The 12,760-nt window shown below is 36.8% G+C and carries 10 protein-coding genes; all 10 read left to right on the top strand.

All coding sequences use genetic code 11. The features are described from left to right. Positions 1–6 precede the first annotated feature (6 nt). The 10 genes from secF to BBF96_RS06690 all read left to right on the top strand — a co-directional run bounded on the left by secF (position 7) and on the right by BBF96_RS06690 (position 12,696). A complete protein-coding gene (gene secF, locus BBF96_RS06735) occupies positions 7–879 on the top strand; it encodes a protein translocase subunit SecF (RefSeq protein ID WP_127016429.1) in 873 nt (290 codons plus the stop codon). A gap of 266 nt (positions 880–1,145) precedes the next feature. Beyond that, positions 1,146–1,526 (top strand): lipopolysaccharide assembly protein LapA domain-containing protein, encoded by a 381-nt coding sequence (locus BBF96_RS06730; RefSeq protein ID WP_127016428.1) that lies wholly within the window; start codon positions 1,146–1,148, stop codon positions 1,524–1,526. 104 nt (positions 1,527–1,630) lie between these two features. Further along, positions 1,631–2,164, top strand: a complete 534-nt coding sequence (locus tag BBF96_RS06725; RefSeq protein WP_127016427.1) for a tryptophan transporter — start codon at positions 1,631–1,633, stop codon at positions 2,162–2,164. A gap of 145 nt (positions 2,165–2,309) precedes the next feature. Next, positions 2,310–5,561 carry a single-stranded-DNA-specific exonuclease RecJ gene (recJ, locus tag BBF96_RS06720; protein WP_127016426.1) on the top strand — a complete coding sequence of 1,084 codons (3,252 nt, stop codon included), beginning with the start codon at positions 2,310–2,312 and terminating at the stop codon, positions 5,559–5,561. A gap of 263 nt (positions 5,562–5,824) precedes the next feature. Beyond that, complete coding sequence (locus BBF96_RS06715) at positions 5,825–6,337, top strand: adenine phosphoribosyltransferase (RefSeq protein ID WP_127016425.1); 513 nt, start codon at positions 5,825–5,827, stop codon at positions 6,335–6,337. A 30-nt stretch (positions 6,338–6,367) separates the two neighbouring features. Then, the gene (locus BBF96_RS06710) at positions 6,368–8,518 is read left to right on the top strand and encodes a RelA/SpoT family protein (protein ID WP_127016424.1); all 2,151 of its coding nucleotides are present in this window, start codon (positions 6,368–6,370) and stop codon (positions 8,516–8,518) included. Between the two features lie 16 nt (positions 8,519–8,534). Then, on the top strand, positions 8,535–8,984 hold the full coding sequence (gene dtd / locus BBF96_RS06705; protein ID WP_127016423.1) for a D-aminoacyl-tRNA deacylase: 450 nt from the start codon (positions 8,535–8,537) through the stop codon (positions 8,982–8,984). Between the two features lie 18 nt (positions 8,985–9,002). Beyond that, positions 9,003–9,632, top strand: coding sequence for an MBL fold metallo-hydrolase (locus tag BBF96_RS06700; RefSeq protein WP_127016422.1), 630 nt, complete (start codon positions 9,003–9,005; stop codon positions 9,630–9,632). A gap of 13 nt (positions 9,633–9,645) precedes the next feature. Next, on the top strand, positions 9,646–11,160 hold the full coding sequence (gene hemZ / locus BBF96_RS06695; protein ID WP_164730937.1) for a coproporphyrinogen dehydrogenase HemZ: 1,515 nt from the start codon (positions 9,646–9,648) through the stop codon (positions 11,158–11,160). A 75-nt stretch (positions 11,161–11,235) separates the two neighbouring features. After that, positions 11,236–12,696 carry a SurA N-terminal domain-containing protein gene (locus BBF96_RS06690; RefSeq protein ID WP_164730936.1) on the top strand — a complete coding sequence of 487 codons (1,461 nt, stop codon included), beginning with the start codon at positions 11,236–11,238 and terminating at the stop codon, positions 12,694–12,696. The last annotated feature ends 64 nt before the right edge of the window (positions 12,697–12,760 follow it).

Here is a 12,760-nt window from a genome sequence, read left to right as displayed (position 1 = left end):
AATGCCGTGGATTTTATTAATAAAAGAAGAATCTGGTATACAATTTCATTGGTAGTTATTGGGTTGGGTTTGATATCAATTCTCTTTCAGGGATTAAATTTAGGAATAGATTTTGTGGGTGGCACCATTATCGAGTTTAAATTTAATGAAAACACCACTGTAACCACTGCGGATATCCGGGAGATTCTGGGACAATTTGGATTGGAGAAAACCAGTTCTGTAGTTAAGACCCATAACCCTGAAGGTTTCTTTATCCGGACCAAAGAATTAACACCTGCTGAGGTTTTAGAGATTGAAAAGGCGATTAAAGCAAAGTATCCTGAAGCGGAAAGGTTGAAAGTTGAACATGTTGGTCCAACTATTGGAAAAGAATTAAGAATTAAGGCATTATTGGCTTTATTGGTGGCTTCTATTGCAATTGTGGCTTATATTAGTTTGCGGTTCCAGTTTAAATATGCTATTGCTGCTATTGTTGCATTACTGCATGATGTGGCTGTTGTAATTGGTCTATTCTCCATCTTTAGGTTAGAGATCAACACTCCATTTGTGGCAGCGATTTTGACCATTGTTGGTTATTCTATTAACGATACCATTGTTATTTTTGACCGGATTCGTGAAAATGTTAAATTTATGCGAAAAAGACCACTTGAAGAGATTTGCAACAAGGCGATCTGGGATACTTTACCCCGTTCAATCAATACTTCTTTGACAACTCTTTTTACAGTTCTTGCAATTCTCTTCTTTGGTGGTACTTCCATCAAGGTATTCATGCAGGCACTTCTCTTTGGTGTACTGGCAGGAACTTATTCTTCCATCTTTGTTGCAGCACCACTCCTGGTGACATGGAAGAATTGGGTTGTTAAAGGTGAGAGAATCTAACAATAACGTAAGCAAGGCTCTACGGTTATCGTAGAGCTTTTTTGTTGAACTCATAATTTTAGAAACCTATGATCATAAAAATAAACTATCATCCTTGTCCTAGCAGGAGTTCTGGCGCTAGTGAGGTGAAATTTATTGGAAGAATGGTTGAATTGCTCATTGGTTTTTTTAAAAGCAGGAATTCAGGATGACTTTGTAGAATTTTAAAAATATTAAAACATTTATTTCTGGGGTCTATAGGCCGATTTTAAAGGAGGAGTTAGAGAATGCAATGGACTGTGGTAATCACTTTACTCTTTGCTCTTTTGGTAGGAGTCTTTGCCGTACAAAATGATATAGATGTCTCTTTAAAATTCTTTACATGGCAGTTTGAAACATCTTTGGTTGTAGTGGTTTTGGGTGGTGTTGCATTGGGAGCTTTAATGATAGGGATTCTTGGATTAATAAGTCAGATAAAAGCCAGGATTCAGATTCGTACTTTGAAAGGGAAGATTAAATCTTTGGAAAAGCAGTTGGAAAAACTTAAAGAAAAATTGAATGAGATGGCAGTAGATCTTGCTAGATATGAAGGGGCAGAAGAGGAAATATTGGCTCAGGAAGCTTTACAGGTAAAAACTCCAGAGGAAATTGAGACAAAAGAGGAATAAAACGTATTATATTTCAATCTGAAATGCTTGACAAGAAGGAAAAAATGTAATAAAATTTAATATAGATGGTAAAGTTTTCTTGGAGGAGAAGGCGAGGATTATAAATGCGGCTGATGGATCTTATAGATGTAATCTTTTTATTGACTATAGGCTTTGTCTATCATTTTATCTTTCCTGGGATTCCTATTGCTAATGGCATGAAGCCTGACGTTTCTTTAGCAATTCTCTTTGTTATCATTCTTGTGAAAAAAGATTTTCGTTTGGTGATGGTATCTGCTCTGATAATTGGAATTTTTACCACTTTAACCAGTTCTGTTTCTACTGGTGCATGGATTAATTTTATAGAAAAGATTATTACCGGTGGTTTGATGTATTTTCTGATTAACTGGATTAAAAGATTCGAATGGAAACAGGCTTTTTTTCTATTTATCATAGGCTTTTTTGGAACAATAATTAGTGGTTTGATTTTTACATTGCTAGCTACAACCCTGGTTGGATTATCAAATACTTTTACGGTATTATTTAAAGAAGTCTTTTTGCCTACTGCTTTGATGAACAGTGGTGCTCTCTATGTGTTATTTATTTCGATAGAATATGCTGAATCTCTCTTTAATTCGAAGTGTAATATAGATGGTTAAGCATTGTGCTATTACCTCCCTTAAGATCTCCTCTAAGGCCTTTGGCTTAGAGGAGATTTTCTTTTATGAATTTTTAGCAGGAAAGGAATATTTGATGTAGAACATAAGCTATATTGCATAAAAAGTTGTTATAGGAGTTGTCATTATGATCGAAAAAAGATGGGAAATTTATACAGAGAAACAATTACTTACAGCACGGATTGCTGATGAACTGGGAATATCTCCTATTACAGCACAGATTCTTGTTAATAGGGGAATTGCAACTGTTGAAGAAGCAAAAAAGTTTTTTCAACTTGATTTGACTAATTTATGGGATCCATTTTTGTTATTCGGGATGGATCGGGCTGTAGATAGAATAATAGAGGGTCTGAAAAATGGTGAGAAAATTATTATTTTCGGTGATTATGATGTGGACGGTATTACCGGAACCAGTCTTCTTATACGGGTATTTGAACAAATAGGAGCAAAGGTAGATTATTATATTCCAGACCGTGCTGAAGGGTATGGGCTCAATCAGGGAGCGATAAGGAGACTTTCTCTAAGTGGATATACCTTAATCGTGACAGTAGATAATGGTATAAGCTGCTTTGAAGAAGTGGAATTGGCTAATTCTTTTGGAATTGATGTGATTATAACCGACCATCATGAACCCCCCAAAAGAATCCCAAATGCAACAGCGGTGGTTAATCCAAAATTAGAGACTTGCAATTATCCCTGTCCTTATCTGTCAGGGGTAGGGGTTGTATTTAAACTCTGTCAAGCGCTAGCTCAACGGCTAAACTCCTCTAAATTGGCACAGTTTGTCTTAGAACAGATTGACCTGGTTACTCTGGGAACCGTTGCAGATATAGTACCCTTATTGGGTGAAAATAGAATTATTACAGCTAATGGTTTAAAAAAGATTAAGACAACTCTTAACCTGGGTCTCAGGGAATTGATTAAGGTTGCAAAGTTGGAAGATAAAGAAATCAATGTTGGAGATGTGGGTTTTGTCCTTGCTCCGAGGATTAATGCTATTGGTAGGCTGGACAATCCAATGTTAGGAGTAGAACTACTGACAACCCGTGACCCTGAGCGGGCCGCGAAATTGGCAGAAAAGTTGGATCTGGCTAATCGAAAGAGGCAAATGATTGAAGAGATTATTTTTAAAGAAGCAGTTGAAATGATTGATGAAGAGGGCCTGGATAAGGGATATGGAATTGTACTTGCTTCAGAGGATTGGCATTCTGGAGTTATCGGAATAGTGGCTTCAAAACTGGTGGAACGTTATTATCGCCCTACTATTTTGATTGCTATCCAGGACGGAGTAGGCAAAGGGTCAGCCCGTGGAATCAGAGGGTTGAATCTCTATGAAGCTTTAACCCATTGTCAAAATTATCTGGAAAATTATGGTGGTCATGAGTTGGCTGCCGGTCTTATAATTGAGCCGGGCCAGATTCAACAATTCAGAGAAGAATTTGAGCAATATGTAAAAAATGTGCTGACCATAGAAGATCTAAAGCCCTACCTTAAGGTTGATGCCAGAGTTGATTTAGATGAATTAGATTTTGCCCTTTTAGAGGAGCTGGAAAAACTCGAACCCCATGGCCCGGGTAATCCTCGCCCTCAATTAATGGTTCAAAATGTAAGACATGAACATCGGTTGGTGGGAGTGAATGAAAAACACCTTAAACTACAGGTTTTCAATAACAGCAAACGGATTGATGCTATTGGCTTTGGAATGGCTGAGATGGTGGAATATTTAAAAAAGCATAGAAAGATTGATCTCGTTTTTAATTTGAATAGGAATATCTGGAATGGTCAGGAAAATCTACAGATGGTTTTGGTAGATTTAAAACCTGTCGAAAATGGCCCGGTGGAAAAATTTTTTCAAAAGGCTTATGAATTTCTTAAAAGTGCTGAAGAAAGGGAGTTAAAAGATGCCGAACGGAATAAGCGACAGATGTTAGAAGGACTTAGAAAAGATGAGCTTTTAGAAAAAATTCGGTATTTGATTAGTAATCATCCTTATCGTCCTCAGATAGAAGAAATTTTAGTTAGACTTTTGCAGAATAAAAATATCCTTGCTATTTCTACGGCAGTGGTAGATATATCTGCTCTTGTTAAATGTTTTACTGCCTATCAGGTGTTAGGAGATAGGCATATTACATGTATGGTTTATCCATTGCCAATGCTAGTAGATATTCACTATGAGAGTATGAATAGTTCTTTAAAGCCCTTGGGTTTGCGGGTATATAAAGCTCATGGTTTTCTGACATTAAAAGAAAGTGAAGAGTTAAACAGGGCTATTGAGGCGGGAGAAGTAGATATTCTTTTGCTAACTCCCAAATATTTGGAATATTTTTTGAGTAAGTTTAAAAAATTAAAAGAAAGAATTGGTTTTTGTTTAGTCGAAGAAGCCCATCATATGGGTTTGACATGTAGTCTCTTTTATTCTGACTATTACAGGTTAAGTCAGCTTTTTAGAGAACTTAATGATCCGCTTATATTGGCAGTCACTCCTGCTGCTGATAAAGAGATTATAGCTAAGATAGTTGAAAGTTTAGGAATTGATGAAGTAGTGATTGACTCTTATGTACGAACTAACTTAGCTATCAGTGATCAGCGAAATATCAGGAATAAAGAAGATTATCTCCTTAATGTTGTCCGGAGTGGTGAAAAGACTGTTGTCTATGTTTCCAGTCCTGAGATGAGTGTGAAAATTGCTCAAAAACTTAGAGAAAGATTACCGGAGATGGATGAAGAGATTATTTATTATCATGAGGGCCTGTCTTTAAAAGATCGGAAATTTATAAAAGATCTTTTTAAACGCGGAAAGGTGAAAGTAATTATCTCTACTGCTATCTTCGCTGCAGAGGTTGATATACCGGATATCCGTCATGTGGTATTCTATCAGCTTAATTTTAATTTTACTGAGTTTAAGGAGCAGTGCTGGATAGCTGGAGTTGATGGAAAGCAATCCTGGATTCATCTTTTATACGGTGAGTATGATAAAAAGATCAATGAACTGGCTCTTAAAAATCGGGTTTTTGAGCGAGACTTTCTGGCAAAGGTTTATATTCTTCTAAATAAAACAGCAAATAAGCAGGGCCAGATTTTTTTAACCGACCGGGAACTGATAGATAAACTTAATAAAGAAGGTTTTTACTGGGTTAATTCTACAGGGCTTTCTAATGTGTTAGGAATTTTTACAGAACTTCAGTTGATTAAATTAACCTGGCAGGGGATGCAGCGAGTTATCACATTACTTCCTAAACCGAAACAAAAGCTGGACTTAAGTTCTTCAATAAGGTATAATGAGGGTATTACAGAAAAAAAAGTATTTGAAGCCTATTCCCGGACTGCTTTAGATGAAGATGCTGAGAAATTATTGTTTGGTTATACTGCAGAAAGCTAATTTTTCGCTTCTTGAGAAATTTTTCGAATCATCTAAAACTCGATTTCCGCCGAAATAAGGTTTCCTAAATAAAGGGCCCTCCTGGCCCTTGATTAGCTCATTACCTCCTGTGATGAGGCCTTATTTTGTCGGAAATCTCACTAAGATGGTTTAGCGAAAAATTTCTATGTCGCTCAAAATTAACTTTCTGTAGTATAATTATTGTTTAAAATTTCCCATTCGATTTTTCCAATGGAACATTATAAAAGGGAGGTAACAAAGCAATGAATTATCAAGATTGTATTCGCGAAATACCAGATTTTCCAAAGAAGGGGATCCTTTTTAAAGATATTACCCCCATTTTTAAAAACCCCGAAGCTTTTCATAACTTAATCGAAGATCTTTACAATAAGGTTAAAGAATTGGATTTTGATTATATTGCCGGTATTGAAGCTAGAGGTTTTCTCGTTGGTGTGCCTTTAGCACTAAAAATGAACAAAGGATTTATACCAATTCGTAAAAAAGGTAAATTACCGGGGGAAGTAATTCGGGCAGAATATGAATTGGAATACGGTTCTAATACTTTAGAAATGCATAAAGATGCCTTTGAACCGGGAAGTAAGATACTTATTATAGATGATCTTTTAGCTACCGGTGGAACAGTTTCTGCGAGTATTGAGATGATAGAAAATTTGAATGGTCAGGTTGCAGGTCTGGCATTTATTCTCGAACTGACTTTTTTAAATGGACGTGAGAGATTAAGCAAATTCCCTGTTATTTCCTTGATTAAAGATTAATTAAACTACTAAAATTTAGGAGAGTTGTATATGAACTTACAGGATTTGCTCGAAAAAATAAAATCATATACAAACGATCCTGATCTGGATATAGTTGGCCGGGCATATGAGTTTGCGCGTAAAGCCCATGAGGGCCAATTCCGGGATTCGGGAGAGCCTTTTTTTAATCACCCTGTGGAGGTTGCAGAGATTCTAGCAGAATTAGAGTTGGATGTAATTACTATTGCTGCTGCTCTTCTTCATGATGTAGTTGAAGATACAGATATTACCATTGAGCAGATTGAGGAAGAATTTGGAAAAGAGATTGCTCTTTTGGTTAATGGTGTTACTAAACTTTCTCAAATTGCCTTTAAATCCCGGGAAGAACATCAGGCTGAAAATTTGCGCAAAATGTTTTTAGCTATGGCTAAGGATATTCGGGTAATCCTGATTAAATTGGCTGACCGGCTGCACAATATGCGTACTTTAAATTATACTGCACCTGAAAAGCAGAAACGCAAGGCTGAAGAGACTTTAGAAATTTATGCACCTTTGGCCCATCGTTTGGGAATGTTTAAAATCAAATGGGAATTGGAGGACTTATCTTTTCGTTATCTGGAACCAAAAAAATACTATGATCTGGCCAGGAAAGTTGCGACTACCCGTAAAGAGCGGGAGAAAAATATTGAGAGAGCTATCAGGACAATTAAGGAAAAGATTGAAAGTGAGACAAATATTAAAGTTGAAATTTATGGTCGACCAAAACATCTATATAGCATTTATCAAAAGATGCTCCGACAGAAGAAAGAATTTTCCGAGATTTATGACCTGACTGCCATTCGGATTATTGTCAATACGGTTCGTGAGTGTTATGAAGTATTAGGAATTGTTCATGAACTTTGGAAACCCATACCTGGTCGGTTTAAGGATTATATTGCTATGCCCAAGTCCAATATGTATCAATCCCTGCATACCACTGTTATCGGTCCTAAAGGTGATCCTTTGGAAATTCAGATTAGAACCTGGGATATGCACCGAATTGCGGAATATGGTATTGCTGCTCATTGGAGGTATAAAGAAGGTAAGAAAGATATAGAAGAATTTGATAGGAAACTTTCCTGGTTAAGACAGCTTCTCGAATGGCAGAAAGATTTGCAGGATGCCTCCGAATTTATGGAGAACTTAAAGATTGATCTTTTTGAAGATGAAGTTTTTGTTTTTACCCCCAAAGGGGATGTCGTTTCACTGCCATGCCATGCTACTCCGGTTGATTTTGCTTTTTTTATCCATACAGAGATTGGTATGAGCTGTGTTGGGGCAAAGGTGAATGGCAAGATAGTACCTTTGGAATATAAACTTGAAAATGGTGATATTGTAGAGATTATAACTTCCAAAAATAGCACTGGCCCTAGTAGAGACTGGCTTAAATTTGTTAAGACTTCTAAAGCCAGGAGCAAGATTAAACGTTGGTTTAAACGTTTGAAGCAGGAAGAAGTAACTGAGCGCGGTAAGCAAGCTTTAGAGGAGGAATTAAAACGCCACCGGGCTGATCTCAAAAGTCTGGAGAAGAGTGGTGAATTGGAAAAGGCAGCTAACAGGTTGGGTTATCAAAGGGTTGAGGATTTATTGGAAGCTATTGGGTATAACAAAGTTACACCTACTCAGGTTGCTGTAAAATTAGGTCTTGTCCAGACAAAAGAAACTGTTTTGGATAAACTTACCCAGAAACGGCCAATTAGAAGAAAGAGTGTTAGTAAAGGAGTTCGTGTGGAAGGAGTGGACGATCTTTTTGTTAGACTCAGCCGTTGTTGTAATCCGGTGCCCGGTGATGAGATTATTGGATATGTTACCCGTGGACGTGGTGTATCAGTACACCGGAAGGATTGTCCAAATGTAAAGACTCTGCTTAAGGAGAAAGAACGCTGTGTTAATGTAAGCTGGGATATTGATCGGATTGAGACCTATCAGGTTGAACTGGAATTAGAGGCGATGAATCAGTGTTCACTTTTGAATAATATAACCAGTGTTATTTCTGAAGCCAAAGTTAATATAACTGCCATTAATGCTCGAACCAATCGGGATGGAACGGCAAAAATCAATATTTCCTTAGAGATAAGTTCTCTTGAGCATATGAACGATATTATTAAAAGATTGCGCTGTATTGATGGTATATTGGATGTAAGACGTGCCAATCCAACTTAATGTGAGGTGAGGGTTATTGCGTGCAGTAGTACAACGTGTTTTACGAGGATCGGTTACAGTTGAAGGTAAGGTTGTTGGTAAGATTGGCCCGGGTCTTGTGATTCTTTTGGGAATTGGCCAGGATGATGGGCCAGAAGATATTAAGTATTTAGCTGAAAAAATTGTAAATCTGAGGATATTTGAAGACGAAAATGGAAAGATGAATCTTTCCGCATTGGATAAAGGACTGGAACTTCTGGTTATTTCCCAATTCACCTTATATGGAGATTGCCGGAAGGGAAGGAGACCCAGTTTTACCCAGGCTGCATCTCCCAAAGATGCCGAAGCTTTATATAAACAGTTTGTCGAAGAAATTAGCAAATACGGCCTAAAAGTTGAGACAGGTCAGTTTCAGGCTATGATGGATGTAGAACTTGTAAATACTGGACCAGTAACCATGCTTTTAGATAGCAAGCGGATTTTTTAGGTTGGAGGTGGAGAAAGTATGATTATAAAGCGGATTGAAGTTGGAGTTATGGGGGTAAATTGTTATCTTGTTGGCTGTGAAGAGACAAAAGAAGCCCTAATAATCGATCCAGGTGAAGAACCTGACGTAATCTTAAAGGAGATTGAAGAGGGTCAATGGAAAGTTCGCTATATTATCAACACTCACGGGCATTATGACCATATTGGTGCCAATGGTCCAATAAAAGAAAGGACCGGGGCGAAATTATTAATTCATGCTGATGATGCTGAGATGTTAACAGATCCCAGGCTTAATTTTTCAGCATTTTTAAAGGGGGATCGAATACTTGACGGGCCAGCAGCAGATAAAATTTTGCAGGATGGTGATTTACTTGAAGTAGGTAATACTGTCAGTTTAGAAGTAATCCATACACCCGGACATACACAGGGTTCTATTTCTTTATATCAGTCGGGACATCTTTTCACTGGTGATACGCTCTTTGCATACGGCATTGGAAGAACGGATTTTCCAGGTGGTTCCTATGAAGCTATTATGGATTCTATTCATAATAAACTCCTGAGCTATTCCGATGATACACGGGTCTATCCGGGTCACAATCTTCTCTCAACTTTAGGTGAAATCAAAGTCCAAAATCCATTTATTCGTTAAAGGGGAGTCTTCATTGAAACACAAAACTTTTGATATTCAACTTATACCAGAATCCTATCAAGTATCTATAAAGCGTTTATTGGAGATTCTGCTACCTGATTATAGTTTTAACTTTGTTATAGAAAAATCAAACAATCCGCTCATAAAACTTAAGCTAGCTCAAAGCAGCTTTAAAAAGGGAGAACCTATACAGACTGAATTAACCCTTATTGACGGGAATAAACGTTATCTGGAACGACGTTACCATTATGATATTTTAGATTCCCGCTATGGAGAGTTGGATTATGAGAGGCGGGGAAAGGATCTTTTAAAAACCCATATTTATACTTTTTTAGTCCAATATTTAGAAGAGGAGATCAGTCCCTGGGGAATTTTGACAGGAATACGTCCCACAAAAATAGTTCACTATTTAAGAGACAAGGGTTTTGAATTTGAGGAATTAAAAAAGATTTTAAAAGAGGTTTATGTTATTTCAGATGAAAAGATTGATCTTTTAATCCGGATTGGTCAGATTGAAGAGAAATATTTACCGACAAAAAATGAGGCAGCAAAAAGGATAAGTATTTATATCGGAATTCCTTTTTGCCCCTCTAGATGTGATTATTGTTCTTTTCCTGCCTTTTCGTTACAGAAACACCGCCGATTTATGGAACCATTTTTAAAAACTCTATTCCATGAAATAGAGGTTGTCGGAGAGTTTATTTTAAAGCAGGGTTATAAGGTGGATTCTATTTACATTGGTGGAGGAACACCTACAAGTTTAACTACTGCTCAGATGGAAAAACTTTTGCAGTGCTTGGAAAAACATATACCTTTTGATTATTTGCAGGAATATAATGTGGAAGCGGGACGTCCAGATACTATCACCCCTGAAATGCTTGTGATATTGCGTGATGCTGGTGTAACCAGAATTAGCATCAATCCACAGACCATGCAGCAAAAAACTCTAGATGCCATAGGACGTCATCATACCGTTGATCAGATAAAGAATGTATTTACTTTAGCAAGAGAAGTTGGTTTTGATAATATTAACATGGATTTGATTATTGGTTTGCCAGGGGAGAATTTTACGGATGTACAGTCCACTATAGAGGAAGTTCTGAGACTTAAACCGGATAGTGTGACAGTTCATACCTTATCTTTAAAGAAAGCTGCAAGATGGTGGGGAAAAGCAAATGAACTTCCGTTTCCTGATGATAAAGAACTAACCCGGATGTTGGATTATGTTGACCGGGTTTTAAGAGAAAATCAACTTCTACCCTATTATATGTATCGTCAGAAATATATTCTGGCCAATCAGGAAAATGTGGGATATGCTATTTCTGGCAAAGAATCTCTTTATAATATGATTATGATTGATGAACGGGAAACAGTAATTGGACTTGGGGGAGGAGCTGTCACTAAAGTAGTTAATCCAAAAGATTGGAGCTTAAATCGCCACTCCAATCCCAAATATCCTGGAGATTATATTGATCAAATTGATAAGATTTTGAATGAAAAATTATCATTATTGACATCCTTACAATGATAAGGTACAATAATGAAAGGTGAAGAGAGAAGAAATTTTAAATTTTTTAATTTTTTATATGAGGAGGAAGATTTTATGCATAGGTTTTTAAGAAAAAATCGCCATATTATCGTCTGGATTGTTGTGTTTGCTTTTGTAGTTGGTGGTGGACTTTTTGGTTATGGTGCTTATATTTCAAATCGTAATTATGTCGCCCAGCAAAAGAGACAGGCTATTGCTGTTGTAAATAAGGAACCTATCAGTGCATTGGAATTTTATCAGAGATTGCGGGCTGCCAGTCAGTATTTAATGGGTTTACCATCTGATCAATTACTGGTGTATAAGTATCAAATTTTGAATTCCCTCATCGATAAGACTTTGTTACTTCAACAGGCCGAAAAAGAGAAGATTAAGGTAAAGGTTACTGAAGAAGATGTTGACAAATATATTGAGGGTATTTTGGCTCAGAATGAGATGACTGAGGACGAACTTAAAGAAGCTTTAAAAAATAACAATATTACAATGGCTGATTGGAGAAAAGATATTAAAGCTTATCTAAAAGAGGAAAAGACTATTGATGCTCTTATTGAAAAGGTAACTTCTGATATTACTGTTACTGATGAAGAGATTATCGAAGAATATGAAAGGGTAAGGGTTAGCCGCATTTTCATTAGCAAAAAAGAAGATGGAAATAGTGGTAAGATAAAAGCAGAAGAAGCTTTGGCAAAAATTAAAGAGGGTGTAGATTTTGCTGAAGTCGCTAAAAATTTCTCTGAAGCAGTAGATGCTCAAACTGGCGGTGATGTAGGATTTATTTCTCATGCAGGTTATAGACTTGGCAAACTTTTGACCGAAAAAGCATTTGCTTTAGAAGTTGGTCAGGTTTCTGATATTATTGAAACTGATAGCGGTTATCATATCTTGAAAGTTACCGAAAGAAAAGATGCTGAAGGTGAAGAATTTGAAGCACAAAAAGAAGAGATTAAAGAACGGTTGTTAAACATCAAGAAAGCACAGGCTCAATCTAAATGGTTCCAGGAAATCAAAAATGAGGCTAAGATTGAAATCAATTATCCGCATCTAGCTGGTTATAAGGCTCTTATAGAGGAGGATTATGAGAATGCTGTTAAGTATTTTGAGGAAGCTGTAAGTGAAGCACCTGAAAATGAAGCTTACTATTCTTTCCTTGCTCAGGCTTATAAAGGAATGAATAATAATGAAAAGGCAATTACAGCTCTTGAGAAGGCTATTGAAATTGCTCCTGATGATTGGGAACTGTATCTGAATATGGGCCAGATCTATAAAGATCTTAAGAACAAAGAAAAGGCTATAGAATATTTTAAGAAGGCCAGTGAACATGCTGGTGATAAGCGCTGGGCTCATACACGTTTGAAGACAATTTTTACAGAAATGAATGAGTCAGAACTGGCAGAAGCTGAACAAACAATCATTAATGAGATCGCTCAAAAAGAAATGGAAGAAGCAAAGAAATTAAAGGAAAAGCAAATGACTGAACAAACTGATGAGGAGAATACTGAAGAATCTTCCAACAATTAAGTTGGAATTGAATAAATAAGTTATAACATTAAATCAGGCTACAGGTAACCCCTGTAGCCTGGTT

This window comes from Anoxybacter fermentans (assembly GCF_003991135.1).
Classification (GTDB): domain Bacteria; phylum Bacillota; class Halanaerobiia; order DY22613; family DY22613; genus Anoxybacter; species Anoxybacter fermentans.
Note: the sequence above shows the minus strand (reverse complement) of the source record. Positions and strands in the feature narration are given on the sequence as shown.